The organism is Streptacidiphilus sp. PAMC 29251 (genome assembly GCF_054208735.2).
In genome coordinates, this window is record NZ_CM135725.2 from 9,155,721 (window position 1) to 9,182,404 (window position 26,684).

The 26,684-nt window shown below is 71.0% G+C and carries 19 protein-coding genes and 3 pseudogenes; 15 read left to right on the forward strand and 7 right to left on the reverse strand.

The window, feature by feature from the left end:
• Window positions 1-85 precede the first annotated feature (85 nt).
• The 3 genes from ACXKR8_RS43725 to ACXKR8_RS43735 all read left to right on the forward strand — a co-directional run bounded on the left by ACXKR8_RS43725 (window position 86) and on the right by ACXKR8_RS43735 (window position 1,576).
• Complete coding sequence (locus tag ACXKR8_RS43725) at window positions 86-523, forward strand: TIGR03618 family F420-dependent PPOX class oxidoreductase (RefSeq protein ID WP_458270086.1); 438 nt, start codon at window positions 86-88, stop codon at window positions 521-523.
• A gap of 99 nt (window positions 524-622) precedes the next feature.
• On the forward strand, window positions 623-859 hold the full coding sequence (locus ACXKR8_RS43730) for a hypothetical protein (RefSeq protein WP_458270087.1): 237 nt from the start codon (window positions 623-625) through the stop codon (window positions 857-859).
• A gap of 102 nt (window positions 860-961) precedes the next feature.
• Window positions 962-1,576: a Rossmann-fold NAD(P)-binding domain-containing protein gene (locus ACXKR8_RS43735; RefSeq protein ID WP_458270088.1), complete on the forward strand. Its 615-nt coding sequence runs from the start codon at window positions 962-964 to the stop codon at window positions 1,574-1,576.
• Between the two features lie 10 nt (window positions 1,577-1,586).
• Here the strand turns inward: ACXKR8_RS43735 and ACXKR8_RS43740 are convergent, their stop codons facing one another.
• On the reverse strand, window positions 1,587-2,648 hold the full coding sequence (locus ACXKR8_RS43740) for a CorA family divalent cation transporter (protein ID WP_458270089.1): 1,062 nt from the start codon (window positions 2,646-2,648) through the stop codon (window positions 1,587-1,589).
• A gap of 155 nt (window positions 2,649-2,803) precedes the next feature.
• On the opposite strand from ACXKR8_RS43740, the pseudogene ACXKR8_RS43745 reads away from it, so the two are divergent.
• From ACXKR8_RS43745 to ACXKR8_RS43780, 8 genes and pseudogenes are all read left to right on the forward strand, one after another.
• Window positions 2,804-4,374, forward strand: a pseudogene (locus ACXKR8_RS43745) (oleate hydratase).
• A gap of 75 nt (window positions 4,375-4,449) precedes the next feature.
• Window positions 4,450-5,133: a pyridoxamine 5'-phosphate oxidase family protein gene (locus ACXKR8_RS43750; protein ID WP_458270091.1), complete on the forward strand. Its 684-nt coding sequence runs from the start codon at window positions 4,450-4,452 to the stop codon at window positions 5,131-5,133.
• Between the two features lie 111 nt (window positions 5,134-5,244).
• Window positions 5,245-6,525, forward strand: a complete 1,281-nt coding sequence (locus ACXKR8_RS43755; protein ID WP_458270092.1) for a polysaccharide deacetylase family protein — start codon at window positions 5,245-5,247, stop codon at window positions 6,523-6,525.
• A 153-nt stretch (window positions 6,526-6,678) separates the two neighbouring features.
• Window positions 6,679-8,180: pseudogene (locus ACXKR8_RS43760) on the forward strand (sugar ABC transporter ATP-binding protein).
• The gene (locus ACXKR8_RS43765) at window positions 8,177-9,217 is read left to right on the forward strand and encodes an ABC transporter permease (RefSeq protein ID WP_458270094.1); all 1,041 of its coding nucleotides are present in this window, start codon (window positions 8,177-8,179) and stop codon (window positions 9,215-9,217) included. Before ACXKR8_RS43760 ends, ACXKR8_RS43765 begins: the two are co-directional and overlap by 4 nt.
• Before the next feature lie 42 nt (window positions 9,218-9,259).
• The gene (locus tag ACXKR8_RS43770; RefSeq protein ID WP_458270095.1) at window positions 9,260-10,321 is read left to right on the forward strand and encodes a substrate-binding domain-containing protein; all 1,062 of its coding nucleotides are present in this window, start codon (window positions 9,260-9,262) and stop codon (window positions 10,319-10,321) included.
• Between the two features lie 55 nt (window positions 10,322-10,376).
• On the forward strand, window positions 10,377-11,609 hold the full coding sequence (locus ACXKR8_RS43775) for a Gfo/Idh/MocA family protein (protein WP_458270096.1): 1,233 nt from the start codon (window positions 10,377-10,379) through the stop codon (window positions 11,607-11,609).
• A 33-nt stretch (window positions 11,610-11,642) separates the two neighbouring features.
• On the forward strand, window positions 11,643-12,647 hold the full coding sequence (locus tag ACXKR8_RS43780) for a sugar phosphate isomerase/epimerase family protein (protein ID WP_458270097.1): 1,005 nt from the start codon (window positions 11,643-11,645) through the stop codon (window positions 12,645-12,647).
• Here ACXKR8_RS43780 and ACXKR8_RS43785 read toward each other — a convergent pair.
• The 6 genes from ACXKR8_RS43785 to ACXKR8_RS43810 form a co-directional block, all read right to left on the reverse strand.
• On the reverse strand, window positions 12,631-14,061 hold the full coding sequence (locus ACXKR8_RS43785; RefSeq protein ID WP_458270098.1) for an alkaline phosphatase family protein: 1,431 nt from the start codon (window positions 14,059-14,061) through the stop codon (window positions 12,631-12,633). The genes ACXKR8_RS43780 and ACXKR8_RS43785 overlap by 17 nt on opposite strands.
• A complete protein-coding gene (gene eboE, locus ACXKR8_RS43790) occupies window positions 14,058-15,242 on the reverse strand; it encodes a metabolite traffic protein EboE (protein ID WP_458270099.1) in 1,185 nt (394 codons plus the stop codon). The genes ACXKR8_RS43785 and eboE overlap by 4 nt, the downstream gene beginning before the upstream one ends.
• 16 nt (window positions 15,243-15,258) lie before the next feature.
• Window positions 15,259-16,113 carry a TatD family hydrolase gene (locus tag ACXKR8_RS43795; protein ID WP_458270100.1) on the reverse strand — a complete coding sequence of 285 codons (855 nt, stop codon included), beginning with the start codon at window positions 16,111-16,113 and terminating at the stop codon, window positions 15,259-15,261.
• A gap of 78 nt (window positions 16,114-16,191) precedes the next feature.
• Window positions 16,192-17,745 (reverse strand): EboA domain-containing protein, encoded by a 1,554-nt coding sequence (locus tag ACXKR8_RS43800; RefSeq protein ID WP_462100098.1) that lies wholly within the window; start codon window positions 17,743-17,745, stop codon window positions 16,192-16,194.
• Window positions 17,742-18,662, reverse strand: a complete 921-nt coding sequence (locus ACXKR8_RS43805) for an SCO3242 family prenyltransferase (RefSeq protein ID WP_458270101.1) — start codon at window positions 18,660-18,662, stop codon at window positions 17,742-17,744. The genes ACXKR8_RS43800 and ACXKR8_RS43805 overlap by 4 nt, the downstream gene beginning before the upstream one ends.
• Window positions 18,659-19,900, reverse strand: a complete 1,242-nt coding sequence (locus ACXKR8_RS43810; RefSeq protein WP_458270102.1) for an inositol-3-phosphate synthase — start codon at window positions 19,898-19,900, stop codon at window positions 18,659-18,661. Before ACXKR8_RS43810 ends, ACXKR8_RS43805 begins: the two co-directional genes overlap by 4 nt.
• A 318-nt stretch (window positions 19,901-20,218) precedes the next feature.
• On the opposite strand from ACXKR8_RS43810, the gene ACXKR8_RS43815 reads away from it, so the two are divergent.
• The 4 genes and pseudogenes from ACXKR8_RS43815 to ACXKR8_RS43830 all read left to right on the forward strand — a co-directional run bounded on the left by ACXKR8_RS43815 (window position 20,219) and on the right by ACXKR8_RS43830 (window position 26,680).
• Window positions 20,219-21,475 carry an ROK family transcriptional regulator gene (locus ACXKR8_RS43815; RefSeq protein ID WP_458275234.1) on the forward strand — a complete coding sequence of 419 codons (1,257 nt, stop codon included), beginning with the start codon at window positions 20,219-20,221 and terminating at the stop codon, window positions 21,473-21,475.
• A gap of 223 nt (window positions 21,476-21,698) precedes the next feature.
• The gene (locus tag ACXKR8_RS43820) at window positions 21,699-22,922 is read left to right on the forward strand and encodes a ThuA domain-containing protein (RefSeq protein ID WP_458270103.1); all 1,224 of its coding nucleotides are present in this window, start codon (window positions 21,699-21,701) and stop codon (window positions 22,920-22,922) included.
• Window positions 22,923-23,074: 152 nt separating this feature from the next.
• Window positions 23,075-25,914, forward strand: a pseudogene (locus ACXKR8_RS43825) (PQQ-dependent sugar dehydrogenase).
• Window positions 25,915-26,026: 112 nt separating this feature from the next.
• Window positions 26,027-26,680 carry a hypothetical protein gene (locus tag ACXKR8_RS43830; protein WP_458270105.1) on the forward strand — a complete coding sequence of 218 codons (654 nt, stop codon included), beginning with the start codon at window positions 26,027-26,029 and terminating at the stop codon, window positions 26,678-26,680.
• The last annotated feature ends 4 nt before the right edge of the window (window positions 26,681-26,684 follow it).

The following is a 26,684-nucleotide window of genomic DNA, read 5'->3' on the forward strand; positions in this document are numbered from 1 at the left end:
CGCTGGCCCACGGCCGTTCGGTGGGAGTGCCCGAGCACCAGCTCGACTGGCAGGACCAGCCGGCCGGACCAGAGGGGAACGTTCGATGACGACCTTGCAGGATGCGCACGCGCTGGGCCAGGAGGAGCACGGGCTCGCGGTGGTGTCGACGCTGCGGGCGGACGCCACCGTGCAGGCCTCGGTGGTGAATGCCGGGGTGCTGCCGCACCCGGTGACCGGCGAGCCGGTCCTGGCCTTTGTCACCCAGGGACGGGTGAAGCTGGCCAACCTCCGGGCCCGGCCGCGGCTCACGGCGACCTTCCGGCACGGCTGGCAGTGGGCGACCGTGGAGGGCGAGGCCCAGCTCGCCGGACCCGACGACCCCCAGCCCTGGCTGGACCCGGAGGGTCTGCGACTCCTGCTCCGCGCGGTGTTCACCGCGGCCGGCGGCCAGCACGAGGACTGGGCCGAGTACGACCGGGTGATGGCCGAGCAGCACCGCACCGTGGTCCTGGTCGAACCCGGCCGGGTCTACAGCAACTGACCGCCCCTGCCCATGCACATTGACGTGCCGACTGGCGGAGCCATACATTGGCTGGACCGATTGAGCAGTCGCTCAAATCAGGGAGCCTGGGGTGGTCAGATGACGATCGACTCGGCCGACAGCGGGGTCGACGTGGTGACTGGAGCGTTCAGTTACTCGGGCAGGGCCCTGGCGTCGGCGCTCATCGACGGGGGTCGGCAAGTCCGTACCCTGACCGGGCATCCCGACCGATCCGCTCCAGGATCACCGATCACCACCTACCCCCTCGCGTTCGACGACCCGGCCGCGCTGGTCACGGCGATGTCCGGCGCCACCACGCTCTACAACACCTACTGAGTTCGCTTCGCCCACCGCGGCACGGATCACGCCCTCGCGGTGGTCAACTCTCGGATCCTGTTCGAGGCGGCACGGGAGGCCGGGATCCAGCGCATCGTTCATGTGAGCATCACGAACCCGAGCGCCGACTCACCGTTGCCGTACTTTCGTGGCAAGGCCCAGGTTGAACGGCACCTGGCCGCGACCGGTGTCTCGCACGCCATCCTGCGGCCGGCGATCCTGTTCGGTGGGAACGACGTCCTGGTCAACAACATCGCCTGGCTCCTGCGGCACCTTCCGGTCTTCGGCGTCGGAGGTCGCGGCGACTACCGGATCCGTGGCATCCACGTCGACGACCTCGCTCAGCTGTGCACCAGATACGGCCGTGAGCGAGCGAACATCGTTGTCGACGCGGTCGGTCCTGAGCGGCCGACGTTCCTGGAACTGGTGGAATCCATCCGCGATGCCGTCGGCAGCCGGTCCCGGATCGTGCGCGTACCCGGATCGACCGTGCCGATCCTGGCGCGCGCCCTCGGCCTGGCACTCCATGACGTCCTGCTCACCCGTGACGAGTACCAGGCGATGGCGACAGGGCTCGCCGACTCCGACGCACCCGCAACCGGCTCGACAGCCATCAGCACCTGGCTCACCGACAACGGAGCCGCCTTGGGACGGCACTACGCGAACGAGCTCGGCCGCCACTTCGCCATGGCCGGCGGATCGGCGCAGGCCCCCTGAAACAACCCGGTCAGAGCCATTCCAGCCGGTGGAAGAGCACATACAGCGCCGCGCAGATGGCCACCGTGGCCAGCACCACCATCGGGTAGCCCCAGACCCAGTGCAGCTCCGGCATGTGGTCGAAGTTCATGCCGTAGTTGCCCACGACCAGGGTCGGCACCGCGACCAGGGCGGCGACCGCGCCGATCCTGCGCATGTCGTCGTTCTGGCTGACGCTGACCTCGGCCGACCAGGCGTCCCTGGCGCTGTCGAGCAGTTCGCTGAGCTGCTCGGACTGAGAGACCACGTGCCGCAGCCGGTTGCTGGTCTCGCGCAGCGATCCCCGGCCCTGCCCGGCGTCGTCGGGCAGCTGGGCGGCGACCGCGTCAAAGGCCAGGGCGGCGGGGCCGGCCGCGCGGCGGAGCCGGAAGATCTGCCGGTGCAGGTGGTGGGCCGCGGCCAGACGGCGGTGCCGCAGCCGACGCTGGGCCCTCCGCTGGGCCCCCTGCACCGGGTGGCCGTCCTCCGGCTCGGGATCGGCCTCCTCCACCGCGTTCTCCAGCGCCTCGGCCACCTCCTCGTAGCCGTCGACCACGGCCCGGGCCACCAGTTCGAGCACGGCGGTCGGATCGCTCGCGGTCACCTGGATCCGGTCGAAGTGCTGCTCGAGCGCGGTGCCGAGGTCGGGGCGGCCGTGCTCCACCAGCAGGGCCACACCGGGCGCGGTCACCAGCACCACGCCGCCCGACAGGCGTACCCGCGGCAGCCCGGAGGCCGCGTCGCCGTCGCCGCCGCTGAGGCGGCAGGTGCGGAGGAAGAGCACCGTCGCGTCGCCCACCGGGTGCAGCCGGGGGCGCTGATGGGACGCCAGGGCCGCCTCGACCACCTCCCGGTCCAGGCCGACGGCCTGGCCGGCCGCGTGCACATGCTCCCCCTGCTCGGCGTCCAGAACCAGCCACAGGACCGAGTCCTGCGCCTGCGCCTGCCGCAGCAGCTCCGCGGGATCCCCGCCCTTGGCCGGCCGGCTGCCCCCGGGGCCGAGCAGCAGGGCCCGTCGCTCCGCCGGGGGAGGGGTGGTGCGGGAAGCAGACATGCGGGTTCCTCTCGGATCACTCTGTGCGGGCGTGCCCTGGGAGTATGGCTGATGGACCGAACCGGCGACTTGAGGACAGCCCTGGTACCGGCACCGCCCGACCGGGTACGGCTGACCCCACGACCGATTCGGCACACGAGCAGTCAGGGGTAGTCATGGCCAAGGCATATCTGGTGGGCAGCGGGATCGCCTCGCTCTCGGCGGCGGCGTTCCTGATCCGCGAGGGCGGCTTCCAGGGCAGTGACATCGTCATCCTCGAGGAGCAGGACCGGGAGGGCGGCAGCCTGGACGCGGCCGGTTCGCCGGAGACCGGGTACACCATGCGCGGCGGGATGTTCGAGATCCACTTCGAGTGCACCTACGACCTGCTGTCCTCGATTCCCTCGCTGGACGACCCGGCGAAGTCGGTGACCGAGGACACCTTCGCGTTCCACGAGGACTTCGCCTGGGACGACCACGCCCGGCTGGTCGACGCCGACGGGAAGGTCCTGGACGCGCACGCGATGACCTTCAGCGAACGCGACCGCCTGGAACTGGTCAAGGTCGTCGCCACCCCGGAGAAGCACCTGGACGGCAAGCGCATCCGCGACTGCTTCCACGAGGAGTTCTTCGACACCAACTTCTGGGCGATGTGGTGCACCACCTTCGCGTTCGAGCCCTGGCACAGCGCCATCGAGTTCCGTCGCTACCTCAACCGCTTCGTCCACCTCTTCAAGACCTTCGACACCATGTCGGGGATCTACCGCACCAAGTTCAACCAGTTCGACTCGATCGTGCGGCCGCTGCTGGCCTGGCTCACCGACCAGGGCGTCACCGTGCAGCTGGGCACACCCGGGTCACCGACCTGCGGCTGGCTCCCGGCGACGGACTGACCGTCGAGGCGATCAGCACCGAGCGCGCGGGCCGCGCCGAGGAGACCGAGCTGGCCTTCGGCGACCTGGTGCTGGTGACCAACGGGTCGATGACCGCCAACTCCACCCTGGGCTCCACCGACACCGCCCCGGTCCTGGACACCGGCACCGACGCGGGCGCCTGGCAGCTGTGGCGGACCCTGGCCGCCAAGCGCCCGGACCTGGCGCTGGGCAACCCGGCCGCCTTCGACTCCTCAGTGAAGGACTCCACCTGGGAGTCCTTCACCGTCACCACCAAGGACCCGGTCTTCTTCGACCTGATGCAGGAGTTCAGCGGCAGCGAGGCCGGCAAGGGCGGCCTGATCACCTTCAAGGACTCCAACTGGCTGCTGACCATCGTCCTCAACCACCAGCCGCACTTCCGCGAGCAGCCCGCCGACACCTTCGTGTGGTGGGGCTACGCCCTCTTCCCGGACAAGAAGGGGGACTTCGTCGGCAAGACGATGGCCGAGTGCACCGGCCGGGAGATCCTGGACGAGGTGCTGCAGCACCTGCGGTTCGCCGAGCGCCCCCGGATCCTGGACGGCTCGATCGTGCTCCCCGCGCTGATGCCCTACATCACCAGCCAGTTCCTGGTCCGCAGCGCCGGCGACCGTCCCGAGGTGGTCCCCGCCGGGTCCACCAACCTGGCGTTCATCGGCCAGTACGCCGAGGTCCCGGACGACGTGGTCTTCACCGTCGAGTACTCGGTGCGCACCGCCTGGACCGCGGTCGCCGACCTGCTGAAGCTCGACAAGCAGCCGCCCGGCGTCTACAAGGGCCAGCGCGACCCCAAGGTGCTGGTCGAGGCGCTGCAGACGTTGCACCGACGCTGAGTGGTCTTCCGATCCTGCGGATTTAATGGCATGATCGAATTAAGACAACTGATTTCGTTGAGACCGGTGCACTTTATGGGCGATATAGGAAGCGCGGCGTCGGAACAGCTCACTGTGAGCGACCGTACCCGCCACCGTCGGATGCGCGAGAACGGCAGGACGGCACGCGCCGACCTGGACGCCGTGCTCTCGGCCGGCTTCATCTGCCACCTCGGCGTCGTCGTGGACGGCGTGCCGATGGTGGTGCCGACCGTCTACGGGGCGAGCGCCGACACGCTCTACCTGCACGGGTCGGTCGCCAGCCGCAGCCTGGCGGCCGACCCCGGCGCGACGGTGTGCGTGACCGTCACCCACGTCGACGGCCTGGTCCTGGCCCGCTCGGTGTTCGAACACGGCGTGAACTACCGCTGCGCGATGGTCTACGGGGTGCCCAGGATCGTCACCGACGCGGAGGAGAAGCTGGAGGGCCTGCGGCTGGTCACCGAGCAGGCCGCGCCCGGGCAGTGGGACTACGCCCGCCGGCCCAGCCGCAAGGAGCTCGCGGCGACGACCCTGCTGGCGCTGCCGCTGGACCAGGCCTCCGTGAAGGTCAGCGCGGGGCCGCCGGACGACGGCGACGGCCCCGACGCGGAACTCGGCCTCTGGGCCGGAGAGCTGCCGGTCCAGCTGGCGTGGACCGCCCCGGTCGCCGACCCGGCCCTGGAGCCGGGCATGGCCGTTCCGCCGCACATCGCGGCGCTCGCCGACCGGCGGAGCTGACTGGCCGAGCTGACCGGACGAGCTGACTGATTTTGCCTTTGCTTTACAACCTGCGGTGGTGCTGCGTCGTCTCTCCTGCGAATCCGGAAGAACGCAGGGAGAAATAACACCATGGCTTCGATCTCGCGCAGGGCCCTGCTGGCCGGGACGGCCTCCGCCGCGGTCCTGGGCACCGCCGCCGCGTACGCCAGCAGCGGCAGCCACCACGGCGGCGGCCGAGCGGGCGGAGGCAGCACCTCGGCGACCCCCGGTGACGGCGCCGGCGCCTCCGGCGGGGCCGGTACCCCGGCCTCCGGAATCACCCTGATCGGTGACGGGTCGACTGCCGACACCGGTCCGCAGCCGAGGCAGCCGGTGCTGGAGCGGTTGCGGCCGGGGCAGGTGCCGCCGCAGTTCGTGGTGTTCTCCTGGGACGGCGCGGGGGAGTTGGACGAGAAGCTGTTCTCGCGGTTCCGGGCGGTGGCGGCGCGGCACCGGGCCGGGATGACGTTCTTCCTCAGTGGGATCTATCTGGTGCCGGAGTCCAAGAAGGCCCTGTACCACCCGCCGCAGCACAAGGTCGGGGCCTCGGCGATCGGGTACCTGAAGGACGAGCACATCCACGCCACCCTGCAGCAGGTCCGCGCCGCCTGGTTGGAGGGCCATGAGATCGGCACCCACTTCAACGGCCACTTCTGCGGCGACACCGGAGTGGGCAAGTGGAGCGCGGCGGAGTGGGCCAGCGAGATCCGCCAGGCCAAGGCGTTCGTGACCAACTGGAAGACCAACACCGGGTTCACCGAGCTGGACCCGCTGCCGTTCGACTTCGAGAAGGAGCTGACCGGCAGCCGCACCCCCTGCCTGGAGGGTCAGACCCATCTGCTGCCCACCGCGGCCGCCCTGGGCTGGACCTATGACGCCAGCTCGCCGGGCGGTCTGCAGATGTGGCCGACCAAGGTCCAGGGCGGGAAGCTCTGGAACTTCCCGCTGCAGTCGATCCCCTTCCCCGGCCACTCCTTCCAGGTCCTGTCGATGGACTACAACATCATGGCCAACCAGTCCAACGCCAACCCCAAGGGCGACCCGTCCAAGCACGCCCTGTGGCGCACCCAGGCCCGGGACGCCTACCTGGCCGGCTTCGACCGGGCCTACCACTCCAACCGCGCGCCGTTCTTCATCGGCAACCACTTCGAGAACTGGAACGGCGGCATCTACATGGACGCCGTCGAGCAGGCCATCGACCACATCGCCACCCAGCCCGATGTGCGCCTGGTGTCCTTCCGGCAGTTCGTCCAGTGGCTCGAGGCCCAGGACCCGGCGGTGCTGCGCCAACTGCGGACCCTGAACCCGGGTCAGAAGCCCACCGGCGGCTGGCCGGAATTCCTCGGCCCCAGCACCGGCGCTACCGCCTGATCCAACCCCCCACCCACAGAGGCAGTTTGAAGCAGCATCAGATTATTCCAACTGATGCTGTTCTGAGTCTTGCCCTGCGGCAGGCTGCTGATTAGTTTGTTCGCTGAACTGACGAACAGACTAGGCGGCGACGTGACTCCTCCCCTGCTTCGGATGCGGGGCATCACCAAGCAGTTCGCCGGTGCGCGAGCGCTGGACGGTGTCGACCTCGACGTGCACGCCGGCGAGGTGCACTGTCTGCTCGGCCAGAACGGCGCGGGCAAATCCACTCTGATCAAGGTCCTGGCCGGCGCCCACCAACCCGACGAAGGCGAACTGACCTGGGACGACGCCCCGATGGTGCTGCCCAGCCCGACCTCGGCCATGCGGCACGGGATCGCCACCATCTACCAGGAGCTCGACCTGGTGCCGGGGCTGTCGGTGGCCGACAACATCTTCCTCGGCCATGAACGCTCCCGGTTCGGCCTCACCCGGCGCGGTGAGACCGCGGCCGCGGCCGGGCGCTGCTGCGCCGACTCGGCCACCCCGAGATCGCACCCGGCGCCGAGGTCGGCGGCCTCTCCCCGGCGCAGCAGCAAATCGTCAGCATGGCACGGGCGTTGTCGCACGACACCCGGCTGATGGTGATGGACGAACCCTCCGCCGTGCTCACCGAGGACGAGGTCGGCAACCTCTTCCGGGTGATCCGCGAACTCACCGCCGCCGGAGTGGCGGTCCTCTACATCTCGCACCGGCTGGAGGAGATCCGCGCGATCGGCGACCGGGTGACCGTGCTCAAGGACGGCCGCACCGTCGCCGCGGGCCTGTCCGCGCACACCCCCACCGCGCAACTCGTGGCGCTGATGACCGGCCGCGAGGCGGCGTACGCCTTCCCGCCCAGGACCGACCCGACTTCGACGGAGGACCGCACCGAGCTGCTGCGGGCCGAGGTGCTGCGGGTCGAGCACCTGACGCTTCCCGGCAGTTTCACCGACGTGAGCTTCAGCGTCCACGCCGGGGAGATCGTCGGCCTGGTCGGCCTGGTGGGCTCCGGCCGTTCGGAGGTGCTGCACGCCGTCTACGGTGCGCTGCGTCCCACCGAGGGGGCGGTCAGCGTGGACGGGCGGCTCCTGCCGCCGGGCCGGGTGGGCGCCGCCGTCCGGGCCGGGGTGGGCCTGGCGCCGGAGGAGCGCAAGAGCCAGGCGCTGTTCCTGCACGACAGTGTGGTCCGCAATGTCAGCATCAGTTCGCTGGGGCGGTTCGCCCGCTTCGGCTGGCTGAACCGCCGCCGGGAGGCCGCCGAGGCGGGCGCCCGGGTGGCCGCACTCGACCTGCGCCCGGCCGACCCGCAGCGCGCGGTCAGCACCCTGTCCGGCGGCAACCAGCAGAAGGCGGTGCTGGCGCGCTGGCTGCTGCGGGGCTGCCGACTGCTGCTGCTGGACGAGCCGACCCGGGGCGTGGACGTCGGAGCGCGGGCCGAACTCTACGCCCTGGTAAGGACGTTGGCGGACTCCGGAGTCGGCGTGCTGTTCGTCTCCAGCGAGGTCCCCGAGGTGCTCGGCCTCGCCGACCGGGCGCTGGTGCTGCGCGAGGGACGGATCATCCACGAGGCCGCCGCCGCGACCCTGCAGGAAGCCCATGTGCTCGACCTCGTCATGGAAGGGAGCCACCGGTGAACGACCGGACCGCACCACCGCACCTGTCGAAGACCACCGCACCTGTCGCGGGAGAGCCGGGCCAGGACGTCCGCCCCGGCGCCCTGCGGGCCGGGGCACGGCTGCTCCCGGTCCGCCAGGCGCACAGCCTGGGACTGCTGGTCGTGCTGGGGCTGCTCTGCGCGGTCGGGGCGGCGACCTCGGGGAACTTCCTCACCAGCAGCAATATCGTCAACATCCTCACCAGCGCGGCCGTCATCGGCGTGATCACGGTGGGGCAGACCTTCGTCATCATCGGCGGCGGGATCGACCTGTCGGTCGGCGCGATCGTCGCGCTGGGCTCGGTGTGGTGCACCACGGTCGCCACCCAGTCCTACGGCCTGGGCGGGATGCTCTTCTGCGCGGTGGCGGTCGGGGCCGCGGTCGGTCTGGTCAACGGGGTGCTGATCGCCTACGGCCGGATCGTCGCCTTCATCACCACCCTGGCGATGATGGCCACCACCCGGGGTGTCGCTGAGCGCCTGTCGGACCGTCAGTCCCAGGTGGTGACGGTCGACTCGTTCAACGCCATCGCCACCGACAAGTTCCTCGGGATACCGCTGCTGGTCTATCTGATGGCCGCGATCGTGGTCCTCGGCTGGCTGCTGCTCAACCGGACCACCTTCGGCCGGCGCACCTTCGCCATCGGCGGCAACCCGGAGGCCGCCCGGCTGGCCGGGATCGCGGTGCGGCGGCACACACTGCTGCTCTACCTGCTGTCGGGCGTCTGCTGCGGCATCGCCGCGATCATGCTCACTGCCCGCACCACCAGCGGTGCGAGCAACCTGGGCAACCTCTACGAACTGGACTCCATCGCCGCGGTGATCATCGGCGGGACCCTGCTGGCCGGAGGACGCGGATCGCTGTTCGGCTCGATCCTCGGCGTCCTGGTCTTCACCACCATCACCAACATCTTCGTCCTCAACAACCTGACCACCGACATCCAGGAGATCGCCAAGGGGCTGATCATCCTGGTCGCGGTGCTGCTCCAGCGCACCCGCAGCACCCGCACGGCTTGACGGTCCGTCAATTATTAACCCACCGAACGAAGGACCACCCTCATGAGCGACACCAGACCCATCCTCCCCGGACGCAGGAACCTGATCCTGGGCGCGGGCGCCCTGGGCGGCGGCCTGCTGCTGACCGCCTGCACCGGCAACTCCACCGCGGCCAGTAGCACGGCCAATGTGAAGGCCGCGGCCACGGCTTCCGGGAACACCCCGGGCAAGCACGTCACCATCGGGTTCTCGGCCCCGGCCGCCGACCACGGCTGGATCGCGGCGATCACCAAGAACGCCAAGGCCCAGGCCCAGCAGTACTCCGACGTCAGCATCGACGCCGCGGAGGGCACCAATGACGTCAACGCGCAGATCAGCGCGGTGCAGACGCTGATCAGCAAGAAGGTCGACGTGCTGGTGATCCTGCCGTTCGACGGCAAGGCGCTGACCGCGATCGGCGCCCAGGCCATGGACGCGGGGATCCCGGTGGTCAACCTGGACCGGGTCTTCGACAATTCGCTCGCCTACCGGACCTGGATCGGCGGCGACAACTACGGCATGGGCGTCAACGCCGGCCTCTACATCGTCAGGACCCTCAAGGCCAAGGGCGTCAGCAAGCCGGTGATCGCCGAGATCGCGGGCATCGACAACCTCGACCTCACCAAGCAGCGCAGCCAGGGCTTCAAGGACGCCCTGGCCAAGGCGGGCTTCTCGGTGAGCATCCGTCAGGCTGCCGCCTTCACCGCCGACAGCGGGCAGCAGGTGATGAGCAATGTGCTGCAGGCCCGGCCGAAGCTGGACGCGGTCTGGAACCACGACGACGACCAGGGCATCGGGGTGGAGGCGGCCATCAAGCAGGCCGGGCGCAGCGAGTTCTTCATGGTCGGCGGGGCCGGCTCCAAGCACGCGATGCAGGAGATCAAGGCCGACAACGGGGTGCTGAAGGCCACCGTGGTCTACCCGTCCAGCATGTCCGCCTCGGCGATCACGCTGGCCCGGCTGATCGGCCAGAACAAGGGCATGGGCGACCTGGTGGAGCAGGAGGTGCCGAGCTCGATCACGCTGTTCTCGGCGACGGTCACCAAGGCGAATGTGGACCAGTACCTGCCGACCTCCTTCACCTGACAGACCTGACAGCCCCTCACCTGACAGCCTTTCAGTAGCCTTCTGAAGGAGGAGCATGAGCAGCCCGGACCCGGATCTGCCGCAGTCGACCGAACAGCCCGTGCCCAGGCTGGGGGTGGGGATGGTCGGGTACGCCTTCATGGGCGCGGCCCACTCGCAGGCCTGGCGCACCGTCGCCCGGGTCTTCGACCTGCCGGTGCGGCCCGAGCTGGTCGCGGTCTGCGGCCGGGACCGGGCGGCGGCCGAGCAGGCCGCCGCCCGGCTCGGATGGGCGTCGGTGGAGACCGACTGGAAGGCGTTGATCGCCCGGGACGACATCGACCTGATCGACATCTGCACCCCAGGCGACAGCCACAGCGAGATCGCCATCGCCGCGTTGGCGGCGGGCAAGCATGTGCTGTGCGAGAAGCCGCTCGCCAACTCGGTCGAGGAGGCCGTCGCGATGGCGGCCGCCGCCGCGGAGGCGGGCGGGCGCGGGGTGCGGTCGATGGTCGGTTTCAACTACCGGCGGGTGCCGGCCCTCACCCTGGCCGCGCAGCTGATCGCAACCGGACGGCTGGGCACGGTGCGCCACGTCCGGGCGGTGTATCTGCAGGACTGGATCAGCGACCCGGCCTTCCCGCTGGTGTGGCGGCTGCAGCGGGAACGGGCCGGATCCGGGGCGCTCGGCGACCTGGGCGCGCATCTGGTGGACCTGGCCCAGTACCTCACCGGGGACCGGATCGCCGGGGTGTCGGCGCTGACCGAGACCTTCGTCCGGCGCCGTCCGCTGCCGGACGCCTCCAGCGGGGCCTCCAGCGGGCTGAGCGCGGCCGGCTCGGCCGACGCGACCACCGGCGAGGTGACCGTGGACGACGCCGCGCTGTTCACCGCGCGCTTCGAGGGCGGCGCGGTGGGCTCGTTCGAGGCGACCCGGTTCGCGGCCGGTCGCAAGAACGCGCTGCGGATCGAGGTCAACGGTTCGCGCGGCAGTGTGGCCTTCGACATGGAGGCGCTGAACGAGCTCTCCTTCCACGACCACACCGAGGATCCGGCCACCGCCGGCTTCCGGCGGATCCTGGTGACCGAGCCGGAGCACCCCTATCTGTCCGGCTGGTGGCCGCCCGGGCACCTGCTCGGCTACGAGCACAGTTTCACCCATGAGATCAGGGACCTGCTGCTGGCGATCAGCGCGGGGGCGGATCCCACGCCCTCGTTCGAGGACGGCCTGAACGTCCAGCGGGTGCTGGCGGCGGTCGAGGCCAGCGCGGAGCGGCAGAGCCGCTGGACCCCGGTCGAACGTCCCTGATTTTGCAGGCAGTTGGAGCGTAAGGAGAGCGCGATGTCACGTCCCATCACACTGTTCACCGGGCAGTGGGCCGACCTGCCGTTCGAGGAGGTGTGCCGGCTCGCCTCGGGGTGGGGCTACGAGGGCCTGGAGATCGCCTGCTGGGGCGACCACTTCGAGGTCGACAAGGCACTGTCGGACGACTCCTACATCCCGCGCAAGCGGGAGCTGCTGGAGAAGTACCGGCTGAAGGTGTGGACGATCTCCTGCCATCTGACCGGCCAGGCGGTCTGTGACCACCCCATCGACGAGCGGCACCAGGGCATCCTGCCGGCCAGGATCTGGGGCGACGGCGAGCCGGAGGGCGTGCGGCAGCGGGCGGCGCAGGAGATCAAGGACACCGCCAGGGCCGCCGCCAGGCTGGGCGTGGACACCGTGGTGGGCTTCACGGGGTCGTCGATCTGGCACACCGTGGCGATGTTCCCGCCGGTGCCCCCGGCCATGGTCGAACGCGGCTACCAGGACTTCGCCGACCGCTGGAACCCCATCCTGGACGTGTTCGACGAGGTGGGGGTGCGGTTCGCACACGAGGTGCACCCCTCGGAGATCGCCTATGACTACTGGTCGACGGTGCGTGCGCTGGAGGCGATCGGGCACCGGGAGGCGTTCGGGCTGAACTTCGACCCGAGCCACTTCATCTGGCAGGGCTTCGACCCGGTGGGCTTCCTGTGGGACTTCCAGGACCGGATCTACCACGTGGACTGCAAGGAGTCCAAGCTCCAACTCGGCGGCAGGGGAGGGCGGCTGGGGTCGCACCTGCCCTGGGGCGACCCCCGCCGCGGCTGGGACTTCGTCTCCACCGGACACGGCGACGTCCCCTGGGAGGCCTGCTTCCGGGTGCTGAACGCCATCGGCTACACCGGGCCGATCTCGGTGGAGTGGGAGGACGCCGGGATGGAGCGGACGACCGGGGCCCCGGAGGCGCTGGAGTTCATCCGCCGGTTGAACTTCGACCCCCCGGCCGCCTCCTTCGACGCGGCCTTCAGCTCCGACCGCTGACCGTGCTGTCGCGCCGGCCGGGGCTGGTCAGCCCGGCCAGCCGCAGCAGCAGGTCCTTGACCTCGGTCACCCGGTAGCGCTCCCGGCCCTGTTCGGGATCCGAGCAGACCAGCACCGGGCCGTCGCGGGAGTCGTCGGGCAGCCGCCCGTGGCTCCCGCGCACGCACGCCGGGTCGAGCCCGACCACCTGCAGCGAGGTGCGGATGCCGAGCTTCAGTTTGGCCAGCGAGACCGCTGCCCGCAGCTTGACGGTGGGGTCGGTGGGGTCGAGGAAGAGTTCGGCCGGGTCGTATCCGGCCTTGCGGAAGATGTCGACACCGGACGCGAAGTCGGGCGCCAGGTCGTCGTCCAGCCAGTAGTAGTAGGTGAACCAGGCGTCGGGTTCGGCCACGGCCAGCAGGTCTCCCGAGCGCGGGTGGTCGATGTGCAGGGCCGCCTGCTCCTGCCGGTCCAGCACCTGGTCCACCCCGGGCAGCGCCTTGAGCACGTCCCTGACCCGGGGCAGGTCGGCCGGATCCCGGACGTAGACATGCGCTATTTGGTGGTCGGCGACCGCGAAGGCGGGCGAGGTCCACGGGTCCAGGTTCTCCATGCCCTGCTGGGTGAAGACCTGGAGCAGCCCGGCCCGGCGCAGCGCCCGGTTGATGTCGACCGGGCGGGTGGCCGCGGTGATGCCGTACTCGCCCAGGGCGACCACGGTGCTCCCCTCGGCGCGCAGTCGGCGCAGCAGCGGGGCCAGCGTCGCGTCCACCGTGCGGGCGGCGGCCACGGCCTCCGGTCCGTCCGGGCCGAACCGCTGCAACTCGTAGTCCAGGTGCGGGATGTAGACCAGCAGGGTGTCCGGCTGCCGGGTGTCCAGGATGTGTTCGGCGGCGCGGACGATCCAGCGGGTGGAGCTGATGCCGGCGCGCGGTCCCCAGTAGCTGAACAGCGGGAACGGCCCCAGGGCGGCGGTGAGTTCGTCGTGCACCTGCTGCGGATGGGCGTAGCAGTCCGGCGACTTGCGGCCGTCGTAGTGGTACACCGGGCGCGGGGTGACGGTGACGTCCACGTCCATGCCCATCGCGTACCACCAGCAGATGTTGCCGACCCGGTAGTCGGGGTCCTGGCGGCGGCCGGCCTGCCACAGCTTGTCGCCGTGGACCAGGCTGTTGGACTGCCGCCAGTGGAAGATCTCGCCGGCGTCGCGGAAGTACCACCCGTTGCCGACGATCCCGTGCTCGTTCGGCAGCGAGCCGGTCAGAATGCTCGACTGCACCGGGCAGGTGAGCGCGGGGAACACGGTCTGCAGCTCAGCGCAGAAGCCCTCGGCGGCGATTGCCCGCAGCGCGGGCATGTGCGCCAATGTGCGCGGGGTGAGCCCGACGATGTCGAGGACGACGGTCCGGGTGCGTTGGGTGCGCGTGGGGTTCATGCCGGTTCCTCCTTGAGGCCGAGGCCGACCAGGGCGTTCCTGGCCCAGTCGAGCTCGGCGGCGATGCCCTGGACCAGCTGGTCGGGGCTCTGCGGGCGCTGCCCCGGGGGCAGCACCGACCAGGTGTAGGTCTCGACCTCGACCTGGTCGGTCCGCGCCGAGGGGCCGGCGAACAGCCCGGCCAGGGTCTGCTGCAGCACGGCCGAGGTGTTCGTCAGCGGCGGTGCGGGCGGCGCGTGCAGCGGGACGTGGAAGTGGACCCGCCAGGGCTGGGCGCCCTTGAGTGCGGATGGTCCTGACAGAGCCTCAGGAAGGTCGTCGGCGGCTTGCGGTGCGGCTCTGGCGGTGTCTCTCTCGCGGGTCTGGTGCAGGAAGCGGGGTTCGACGAAGCGGGCCAGGGCGGTGCGGACGGCCGGGTCGGCCGGGTGGTCGGCCTGCAGGGCGCAGGAGGCCTGGAGCTTGACCACCGGGAGCCCGGCAGCGTCCAACCGAGCCAGGACCTCGGCCGGGTCCTCGAAGGAGACCGCCAGGTGGCAGGCGTCCAGGCAGAGGCCCAGCAGGCCGCCGTCGCCGAGCCCGGCCAGTTCCCGCTCCACCTGGCCCACGGTCTCCACCACGCAGCCCGGCTCGGGTTCGAAGCCGACCCTGACGGTGCGTCCGTCCCGGGCGGCGAGCGCGGCCAGGCCGGCTTCCAGCGCCCGGATCGCCGTGCCGGCCGCCGCCCGCCGTTCGGCGTCCCAGGGGGCGCGCCAGGCCAGCGGGAGGGTGGAGATGCTGCCGGCGGGCGCGTCGTCGGGGAGCAGGTGGGACAGGATCCGGGCCAGGTCCAGGGTGTAGTCCAGCCGTCGGACGTCGGTCCAGTCGGGCCGGTAGACCGCGTGCTTCACCACCGGGGCGTGGAAGTTGCGGTAGGGGAAGCCGTTGAGGGTGACCACCTCCAGCCCCCGGGCGTCGAGTTCGGTCCGGAGCCGGGCCACGGCCGTTTGGTCGGCGGCGAGTTCGCGGGCGACCGGGTGGGCCAGCCACAGACCGAGCCCCAGCCGCCCGGCGCCGAGCCTTTCGCGTACCGGGCCTGCGTAGCGGTCCAGTTGGTCGATGATGCCGGTCAGATCCTGCGCGGGGTGCACATTGGTGCAGTAGCCGAGGTGGACCGTGGTGCCGTCGGAGTGGCGCAGCCGCATGGGGATCCTCCTGGAGTCAGCGGGAGCCGCGTTGCACGGAGTTGCCCTGGAACAGGGCGGCCGAGTCGACCTCGAGTTCGTCCAGGCGCAGCCGTCCGCTCTGGCCGTAGAAGGCGATCGGGTTGCGCCACAGCACCTGGTCCACGTCCTGCTCGGAGAAGCCGGCCGCGAGCATCGCCTCGCCGGTGGCGCGGGTGCGCAGCGGGTCGCTGTGGCCCCAGTCGGCGGCGGAGTTCACCAGCACCCTCGCGGTGCCGTACTCCTGCAGGATCCGGACCATGCGGTCCGGGTCCATCTTGGTGTCGGGGTAGATGGAGAACCCGGCCCAGCAGCCTGAGTCCATGACTGGACGGACAGTCAATTCATTGAGGTGGTCCACCAGGACGTGCTCGGGAGGGATGCCCGACTCGCGGACCACGTCCAGGGTCCTGGCGGTGCCCCGGCCTTTGTCACGGTGCGGGGTGTGCACCAGGGCGGGCAGACCGTGCTCGACGGCCAGGGCGAGGTGGGCGGTGAAGGCCTTCTCCTCGGCCGCGGTCATCGAGTCGAACCCGGTCTCACCGACCGCGACCACACCGTCCTTGGCGAGGTAGCGGGGGAGCAGGTCGAGCACCTCGGCGCAGCGCGGGTCGTTGGCCTCCTTGGGGTTGAGCGCGAGGGTGCAGTGGTGCCGGATGCCGTACTGCGCCGCGCGGAACGGCTCCCAGCCGAGGAGGGCGTCGAAGTAGTCGACGAAACTGGCCACCGAGGTACGGGGCTGGCCCAGCCAGAACGCGGGCTCCACCAGGGCGCGGACGCCCGCGGCGTACATGGCCCGGTAGTCGTCGGTGGTGCGGGAGGTCATATGGATGTGCGGGTCGAAGATACGCAAGACGGTCCTCCGAGGCTGGTGACGGGGCGTCAGGACGGGCGTCAGGACGGGCGTCAGGACGGGCGTCAGAAATGGGCGTCAGGAGAGGGCGGACAGGGCGCGTCGGGCCGCCGCCGACCGAGACGGAACCGGGGAGTCGAGTTCGGCGTGGATCCCGCTGGCCGCCAGCAGCTCGGGGTACGGCGCCACCAGCGGCCACAGCTCGGCCGGCACGTCCCGGCCGGCTGCGACCCGTTCATGGGCGAAGCCGAGCAGCATCCGGGCGAGTTCGTGGTCGGCCCGCTCGGCGAGCCCTGCCACCCGGTCCAGTGGGATCCCCAGGAACAGGCTCTTGAGCACGCCCTGCCGCCACAGCTCGTCGCCGAGCCGCTCCGCGGCCGGGCCGAGGGCGGCGGCGACCAGGGAGCTGTCGTTGCTGCGCAGCGCGTCCTCCAGCAGCGGCAGCACCGCGTCGCCGAGGTCTAGCAGGGGCAGGGCGCGCAGCACCGCGCGCCGTTCGGCGCGGTCGCCCCGGGCGTAGGCGGCGCCGGTCAGCTCCGCGCCCGCGCCCTGCAGCAGCACGGCTCGGGCCGCCTCGTCCACGCTCCAGTCGGCCCAGGCCGGGTCGGTCAGCGGGCCGCGTCCGCAGCTGCGGCCCACGGCGGGGAAGGCCTCCAGCAGGGTGGCCGGGTCGGCGGCGGCGCGGGTGGCGGCGGCGTGGAGCCAGGCGCGTCCCGGCTCGGTCAGCTCTGCGTCGAGGGCGGTGGCGAGCGGGGTGGTGGCGGTCGTGGCGGCGACCGGTGTGTGGGCGCGCAGGAAGGCCAGCGAGCGGCGTGCGGTCTCCGGGGCGGAGTGGCTGTGGCGGGGCAGTTCGACCGCGACCAGCCCGCCGTAGCCGACCTCGGCAAGGGCGGCCAACACCGGGCCGAAGGCGATTTCGCCCTGCCCGAACTCCAGGTGCTCATGGGTGCCCCGGCGCATGTCGTCGATCTGCACATTCACCAGGTGAGGGCCGGCCCGCCGGACGCAGTCGGGCACCGACTGCTGCTCCAGGCAGCGGCAGTGGCCGAGGTCCAGGGTCAGGCCGAACACCGCCGGGTGGCCGAGCCGCTCCCGCAGCCGCTCATAGCCGTCGAGATCCTGCACCAGCATGCCGGGCTCGGGCTCGAAGCCGAGGACCACACCCTCGCGCTCGGCCTCGGCGCAGACCTGGGTGCAGCCCTCGGCCAGCAGCTCCCAGCCGCGCTCGGGTGACGTTCCGTCAGGGAGAGCACCGCTCCAGAACGAGATCGCCTCCGCGCCCAGCTCCGCGCCGAGCCGCACGGCCCGGTGCAGGAAGTCGATTCGCAGCTCGCGGCCCTGCTCATGGAGCAGGGTGGGGGCGTGCTTCTGCCAGGGGTCGAGCAGATAGCGTGCGCCGGTCTCCACGACCAGCGCCAGCCCCAGCGCGTCCAGCCTGCGGCGCACCGCCCGGGCCCGGCGGGCCAGGCCCGGCCGGAACGGGTCGAGACAGTCATGGTCGAGGGTGAGCGCCACGCCCTGGTAGCCGAGTTCGGCGATGACGCCGAGGGCCTGGTCCAGGCGGTGGTTGGCGAAGCCGTTGGTGCCATAGCCGAAGCGGAGCGGGACGGTGCGGAGCGGGCCTGTGGTCACGTCGGGGACACCTTCCGGGAGAGCCTGCGGGCCAGCGGCAGCGCGGCCAGGAGCGGGAGGGCGACCCGGGCGCCGCCGCCGCGGGCGGCCAACGCGGCCTGCAGCGGGATCAGCCCGAGGATCCCGGCGCCGACGGCCCGTTGCAGCCGCCGGGAGTCGGGCCTGCGGATCGCGTCGAACTGGGCGCCGCCGAAGCCGCGTGCGTACACCGCGAGCAACACTGCGGACCCGGCGCGCTGCCGCGTGCCACGCTGCCGTCCGCCGCTCCCCGCGCCCGTCGTCCCGGTCCCCGCCTCGGCCCCCGGCAGCACCGCTGCCGTCGCGGCCAGCAGCAGGGTGGCTGCCAGGGTCGCCGTGGGCAGGGCGGCCGGGGCGCCGGAGACCTCACGCAGGCTCAGTTCGGTGACCAGGTAGGTGTGGACCGCGATGATCGCGGCGGCCGGCGCGGCGGCCCGTCGACCGGCCGGGCCCGCGGCCGTCAGCACATCGAGGCCGCGGGTGGCCGCCATCGCCGGGGCGCCCAGCGGTGTTCCCTTGAGGGCCAGGTCGTAGGCCCAGACCAGAGCCGCCACCGGGACCGCGCCGGCCAGGGCCGGTCGCCCGCCGGCGGCAGCGGCGGCACCCAGGCCGGCCGCGGTCAGCACCGCCGCGGTGACCAGAGCGGCCCGAGGGCTGACCCGTCCGGAGGGGACCGGCCGCCGGGGCCGCTCGACCGCGTCGACCTCGCGGTCGGCGTGGTCGTTGAGCGCCATTCCGGCCCAGTAGAGCAGCACCGAGGAACCGGCCAGCCCCGCGGTGCCGACTGCCCCGAACGGCCAGTCGCCCGCACCGGCCCCGACCAGGACGTCCCCCGGCACGGTGAGCGCGGCCGGGGCGCGGACGAGTTCGGCGAGGACCCGCGGACCGGGGAGGCTCATCCCCGCCCCCCGACCGTCCCGGTGCGCTCCCGCGCCGCCGCTGCGGCCACGGCGGCCCAGGTGCGCAACTGTTCGTACTGGGCCACCAACCGGTGCTCGGAGGCCCCCAGCGGGTCCTTGAAGAAGAAGCCGAACTGCGGTTGGACCCCGCTGCCGCCCAGTTCGTGGGCCCGCCCGAGCAGCCGGGCCAGGTCGATGACCAGCGGGGCTGCCAGCGCGGAGTCGCAGCCCTGCCAGGTGAACTGCAGGCTCATCCGGATGCCGAGGAAGCCCTCGAAGGAGATGTGGTCCCAGGCGGTCTTCCACTCGCCGAGCTCGGGCACATTGTCGATGTGCACCTGGCCCTCGACCGGGTAGCCGAGCATGCCGGCCAGACCGCGCGATTTGGACGCGGTCTTGCTGGCGGCGGCCTCGGGATCGGCGAGGGTCGCGCCGTCGCCGCCGCCGAGCAGATTGGTTCCCGACCAGGACCGCACCCGCAGCGCCCGGTGCGCGAACATCGGCGCCAGCGCGCTCTTGACCAGTGTCTCCCCGGTCTTCCCGTCGTTGCCCGCGTAGGGGACGCCCATGGTGCCGGCCAGTTCGCCGAGGGCCGGGATCCGCATCGCCCCGGACGGGGTGAAGTCCACGTATCCGCAGCCCGCGGTCAGCGCGGCGCAGGCGTACAGCGCCGAGGCGGGCAGCACCGGTTCGGCGCCCGCCAGCGCCGCGCGCAACAGGCGCAGGCTCCCGAAGGCCGGATGCGGCGCGGGCGGCGGCTCGGTGGAGGCGAGATTGACCACCACCACCCGGTCCAGGCCGAGCCGGGAGCGGAAGTCCTCGAGTTGCGCGGCCAGCGCCCTGACCTGGGCGGCCTGGCTTCCGGCCGACTCGGCCGACGCGGCCGACGCGGTCGCGGCGGTCGAGACGACCGCGCCGGGCCGGATCTCCCGCTCGGCGGCGGCGAGGGCGCTCTGCAGCGAGGCCGGCAGCTCGGCCGGCAGCACCCCGGCCGCGACCAACTGCTCGGCCCGCTTGGCGAGCGGGGTGTCGGTGATGTCGAAACCGCCGAAGACCAGATCGCCGAGGCGGGCGAGACCGGCGTCGCGGAAGTCCGCCTGTTCGGTCACGCACCCGACCGGTTCGGTCAGTCCTGCGGCCACGGCGGCGGCGCCGACGACCACGGTGGTGGCGACGGATCCCCGTGCGCCGATGGTCCAGACCCCCAGCCGGGGGTGGTGACGATAGGACGAGTCCATGCCCGTTCACCTCGATTTCTCGCATGCCGAAGAACGCGCCCGTGGGGCGTCGTCGGGGGAGCCGGCGGCGGAGAGTAGTTTGGGGACCCGCAACCCGCCGGACGGGCCGCGTTCGTCAGTTCAGCGAATAAACTAATCAGCACCCCTGCATACGGCAAGGGTCGGGAACACACTTCCTGCGAGCCAACTGGGAGTTCCACGGGGGATGTTGACCCGGCCCGGCGGTTGCTATTAGTTTGATCAAAAAATAAATTCAGCACCGAGGGAGAGGAGTCGCGCGTGTTGGACGGCGTCGTGCAGCCGGCGAGCAAGCAGAGTATGCGTCGGCACAACCTGGCCCTGGTGCTGCGTCAGGTCGCGGACAGCGAAAGCGCCTCGCGGGCCGCCATCGCCACCCAGGTGGGCCTGACCAAGGCCACGGTGTCCTCGCTGGTCGAGGATCTGCGGCTGGCCGGCCTCGTCGTCGAGCACGTCCCGGAGAACCAGGGCCGGGTGGGCCGTCCCGGCGGTGCGCTCGCGCTCAACCCGCAGGGGGCGGCCGGGGTCGGCGTCGAGGTCAACGTCGACTACACGGCGGTCTGCGTGGCGGATCTGACCGGCACCCCGCGGGTCAGGCTGACCGAGCGCGCCGACAACCGCAGCCGGGACGCCGAGGAGACCCTGCACGCGGCCGGACGGCTGGCGGCCCGGGCCTGCACCGCCGCGCGCCGGGCCGGGCTCTCCCCGGCCCAGGTCACCCTCGGGGTGCCCGGTCTGGTCCACGGCGACAGCGTGCTGCACGCCCCCAACCTCAACTGGCGTGACGTTCCCGCCGGGGCGCTGCTGGGCCAGGCGCTGGGACGGGGCCGACTGGCGGTGACGGTCGACAACGAGGCCAACCTCGCCGCGGTCGGCGAGTTCCAGGCGCGTCCGTCCGGAGCCGGCACGAGTTTCCTCTACGTGTCCGGCGAGATCGGCATCGGAGCCGGCCTCATGGTGGACGGCACCCTCTTCCGCGGCGGCGGTTTCGCGGGCGAACTCGGCCATGTCACGGTGTGGCCGGACGGACCCGTCTGCGGGTGCGGCGCCCGCGGCTGCCTGGAGTGCTACGCGGGCCAGGACGCCATGCTGCGGGCCGCCGCGGTGGACTCGGTCACCGCGACCCGGCTCGGCTCGCTGCCGGTGCCCGTGCGGGCCCGGCGCGGGGGTTCCCGGCAGCGGTCCGAGACCCTGGACGGGAGCAGCGACAGCCCGGTGGAGCAGCTCGCCGCGATGGCCCTGGCCGGCGATCCGACCGCCACCGGGGCGCTCGCCGTGGCGGGGCAGGCGCTGGGGGTCGCGCTGTCCGGCGCGGTGAACCTGCTGGACCCGCCCGAGGTGGTCATCGGCGGGATCCACGCCAGGCTCGCCCCCTGGCTGCTGCCCAGCCTGCAGCGGGAACTGCACGACCGGGTCACCTCCGGGCGCTGGACCTCGGACCGGTTGCAGGTCTCCGGTCTCGGCACCGAGGCCGCCGTGCGCGGTGCGGCCGGGGCCGGCGTCCAGGCGATCCTGCGCGATCCCGCGGCCTACATCGAGCTACTGACCCAGAGTTGACGCAGAGTCAAAAGTCTTCCAGGGCTGCGGTGTGACACCTCTTGACGGCTCAGCCCGGGCCAATTAGTTTTCTGAAACAACGAACTAATCCATGCCCCTGCTCGTGGATCGCGCGGTTCTGCGCGACGCCCCGTGCGAGCGGACGCGCCTCCATGGACCCCGCCGTCTCCAGGGACCCCACCCTCTGCCATGCACTGCGTTTCTGTCAGGAGCCGCTATGCACATGCCCTCCCGCCATCTCAGGCACCTCGCCCTGCTCGCCGCCTGCGGCCTCTCGGCCGCCGCCGTCCTGACCGCCACCGCACCCGCGGTGAGCGCCGCGCCGCGCCCGGCCGCCCGCTCGGCGGCGGCCGCCGCGCCCTTCAAGGTCCTGGTGTTCTCCAAGACCACCGGGTTCCGCCACGACTCCATACCCGCGGGCATCGCCGCGATCCAACTGCTGGGCCAGCAGCACAACTTCACGGTCACCGCGACCGAGGACGACACCCTGTTCACCGACGCCAACCTGGGCCAGTACGCCGCGGTGGTGTTCCTGTCCGCGACCGGGGACCCGGTGGGCACCCAGCCGGAGAAGGACGCCTTCCAGCGCTACATCGAGCACGGCGGCGGATTCGTGGGCATCCACGCCGCCTCGGACAGCGGCTACACCTGGGCCTGGTACGGCAATCTGGTCGGCGCCTACTTCAAGGAGCACCCGGCGATCCAGGCCGCCACCGTCCATGTCGAGGACCCGAACCACCCCTCCACCCAGGGCCTGCCGTCCAGCTTCAGCCGCACCGACGAGTGGTACGACTTCCAGGCCGACCCCCGGCCCCGGGTGCATGTGCTGACCACGGTGGACGACTCCTCGTACACCGGTTCCAGCATGGGCGCGGACCACCCGACCACCTGGTGCCAGAACTACGACGGCGGACGCTCCTGGTACACGGCCATGGGGCACACCGACGAGAGCTACACCGAGCCGAACTTCCTGCACCTGCTGCTCGGCGGCATCCTCACCGCCGCGGGCACCGTGCCCGCCGACTGCTCGGTGCCCACCGCGCCGCCGGTCACCCCGGTGATCAGCCTCAAGGCCCACGCCAACGGCAAGTTCGTCACGGCCGAGAACGCGGGCGCCTCGGCGCTGATCGCCAACCGTACGGCGGTGGGCAGTTGGGAACAGTTCGACGAGATCGACGAGGGCGGCGGCAACATCGCGCTGCGCGCCCACGCCAACAACGAGTATGTGACCGCGGAGAACGCCGGGGCCTCGGCGCTGATCGCCAACCGCACCGCGGTCGGCCCGTGGGAGACCTTCCAGCTGGTCCACAACGCCGACGGCAGTGTCAGCCTGAAGGCCGCGGCCAACGGCAAGTACGTGACGGCGGAGAACGCGGGCGCCGCGGCGCTGATCGCGAACCGTTCCGCTGTCGGGCCCTGGGAAGAGTTCGACCTCAGCACCGGCTGACCGGTCAGATACCCGACACCGTCCACACACGCGGCGCACGGCAATCAGCCATGCCCCGATGCGCCTCTGCAGAGGAGACCCACGTGTCAACCGAACGACCACGCACGCGCACCCGACTCCGCCGCTGGGCCGCACAGCTCGTGGCCGCAGCCATGCTCCTGTCGTCCACCGTGGCACTGGCTGTCGCCCCCGCCAGCGCGGCAACGCATCCGGCCGTCCAGCGTCCGGCGCTGGCCGGGGTCCCGGACAGCAGCTTCCAGAAGGTCCCGCTGGACACCTCCGGCGGAAACCCGCTGCAACTGGACATCGCCCCCGACGGCCGGGTCTTCTTCATCGACCTGCTCGGCGATGTGAAGATCATCAACACCACCGGCGGCACCGTCCTGGCCGGGCACCTCGATGTCTTCACCGCCAATGAGAGCGGCCTGCTCGCGATGGTCCTGGACCCGGGCTTCGCGACCAACCACTGGATCTACCTCTACTACTCGCCCTCCGCCACCAGCGTGGACCGGCTCAGCCGGTTCACCGTCAACGGCTCCACCCTGGACCTGACCAGCGAGAAGATCCTGCTGGACGTCCCGGTCCAGCGGGCCGAGTGCTGCCACCACGGCGCCGGGATGGTCATCGACCACAAGAACGGCAACCTGTGGCTGTCGACCGGGGACAACACCAACCCCTTCGACTCCGACAGCTACGCCCCGATCGACCAGCAGCCGGGCCGCGAGGCCTTCGACGCCGAGCGCACGGCCGGCAACACCAACAGCCTGTCCGGCAAGATCCTGCGGATCCACCCGGAGGCCAACGGCACCTACACCGTTCCGGCCGGCAACCTCTTCCCGCCCGGCACCGCCAAGACCCGCCCCGAGATCTACGTCATGGGCGAGCGCAACCCGTACCGGATGGAGCTGGACCCCAAGACCGGCTTCCCGATGGTCGGCAACTTCGGCCCCGACGCCGGCGCCGCCGACCCCGCCCGCGGCCCGGAGAACACCGTCGAATGGGACATCATCAGCCAACCGGGGAACGCGGGCTGGCCCTTCTGCATCGGCCCCAACACCCCTTACATCGCCTACAACTTCGCCACCAAGGTGTCCGGCGCGCCGTTCGACTGCGCGGGCGGTCCGACCAACAGTTCGCCCAACAACACCGGGCTGACCAAACTGCCGCCCGCGATCCCGGCGAACGTCTGGTACCACTACAACGCCGACCCGAACAACTTCCCCCAGCTCAGCGGCGGCGGCCCGATCGCCGGACCGGTCTACCGGTACGACCCCAACCTGGTCTCCAGCCGCAAGTGGCCCGCCTCCTTCGACGGGCAGGCGATCTTCGGTGAGTGGACCAACAACCAGCTGTTCACCTTCCAGCTCAAGGCCGACAGCAGCGGCATCGGCCAGATCTCGCCGCTGCTGACCTCGATGACCTTCCTCAAGCCGATGGACTTCCAGTTCGGCCCGGACGGCGCCCTCTACATGATCGAGTGGGGCACCGGCTTCGGCGGCAACAACGCCGACGCGGGCGTCTACCGCATTGACTACCTCAACGGCGGGGCGCTCCCGGTCGCCGCGGCCGCGGCCGACCACGCCACCGGTCCGGCGCCACTGGCCGTGCACTTCTCCAGCGCCGGGTCGAGCGACCCGGGCGGCCAAACCCTCAGCTACAGCTGGGCCTTCGGCGACGGCGCCACCTCGACCAGTGCCAACCCCAGCCACACCTACGCCACGGCCGGCAACTACACCGCCGTCCTCACCGTCACCAACGCCGGCGGCAAGAGCAGCACCGCGAGCGTGGCCATCACCTCCGGCAACACCACCCCGACCGTCACCATCACCGCCCCACCGAACGGCGGGCTGTTCGCCTGGGGCGACAGCGTCAAGTTCCAGGTCACCGTCACCGACCCGGAGGACGGCACGATCGACTGCGGGCAGGTCAAACTCCAGGCCATCCTGGGCCACGACACCCACGGCCACCCGCTCGACCAGTACACCGGCTGCAGCGCCACCGTCACCACCACGCTCTCCAACGGGCACAGTGACGGCGACAACGTCTTCTACGTGGTCGAGGCCAGCTACACCGACAAGGGCGGCGCGGGCGGCTCCAACCCGCTGACCGGCCGCTCCCAGATCATCCTGCAGCCCAAGCACAAGCAGGCGGAGTTCTACACCAGCACCGGCCGCACCACCGACGGCAAGGGCACCGACACCCCCGGCGTCACCGCCGAGAACGGCACCGACAGCGCCGGCGGCGGCCAGGACATCGGCTTCATCCAGGACGGCGACTGGTGGGACGTCTCGCCGGTGGCCCTGAACAACATCACCGCGATCACCTTCCGGGCCGCCTCGGCCAACGCGGGCGGCACGGTGGAGGTCCACTGGAACGCCCCAACGGACCCCTGCTCGGCTCGGCGGCCCTCCCCGCGACGGGTGGTTGGCAGACCTACCAGAACATCACCGCCAACCTCAGCAACGTGCCCTCCGGAACCGGGACGGTCTACTTCGTCGCCCGCAACCCCGCGGGCCAGACCGGTGCCGGCTATCTGTTCAACGTCAACTGGACCGACTTCGTCGGACAGGGCGTCACCGCGCCCACCGCGCCGACCAGTCCGGTGATCACCCTCAAGGCGCACGCCAACGGCCAGTACGTGACGGCGGACAACGCCGGCGCCTCGCCGCTGATCGCCAACCGCACCACCGCCGGCCCCTGGGAGCAGTACGACGAGATCGACCTGGGCGGCGGGAACATCGCGCTCCGGGCCCACGCCGACAACGAGTATGTGACGGCGGACAACGCCGGCGCGGCCCCGTTGATCGCCAACCGCACCGCGGTGGGGCAGTGGGAGACCTTCCAGCTGATCCACAACACCGATGGCAGCGTCAGCCTGAAGGCCGCGGCCAACGGCAAGTACGTGACGGCGGAGAACGCGGGCGCCGCGGCACTGATCGCCAACCGCACCGCGATCGGCCCCTGGGAGGAGTTCGACCTCAGCACCGGCTGAGGCTGACCCTGAACGGAAGTGTGTCGCCGCCCCCGTGCCTTCTGGCCCGGGGGCGGTGCCATGCACGCAGTTTATCGCTCCCAGAACTTCTATTTGTTGGACGCATGCCTGAATGGAGCGCACAATTGTTTTCAGTTCACCGCTCGGCTGTTCACCGATTAGTCAGGGAGTTCATATGAGTAATATCCGAGTGCTGTGCCTGCACGGTTACCACGGGAGTGCTCGCACCCTGCGGGAACAGATGAAACCGCTGACCGGTGATCTGGAAACGCCCGTCGAATTCGTTTATGTGGACGCCCCGTCGCTGGCCACCGGCGATTTCGGCTGGTGGCACCACCAGTTCCGGGGCTGGGAGCGGACCAGGGACTGGATCACCGACCTGTTCGACCAGCAACCGCACTTTGACGGGATCTTCGGATTCAGCCAGGGCGCGGCCCTCGCCTCGCTGCTGGTGGGGATGCGCGGGCCGAACGGGCAGGTCCCCGGGCGCCAGCCGCTCGGTTTCGAGTTCGCGATGATGGTCGGCGGTTTCCGCAGCGATTCCGCCAGGCACGCCGACCTGTACGCGTCCCGGAAGAGCTATACGCTCCCGTCCCTCCACATCATGGGCCGTTCCGACTCGATTGTGCCGATCGGGGACTCCCGGGTCCTCGCCGATCAATTCGTCTCCCCTCTCGTCCTGGAGCACTCCGGCGGACATGTCATCCCCGGAACACCGTCCGTGCGCGAGGGAGTGGCGTCCTTTCTCAGCCGTATGGCCGGATGAACAT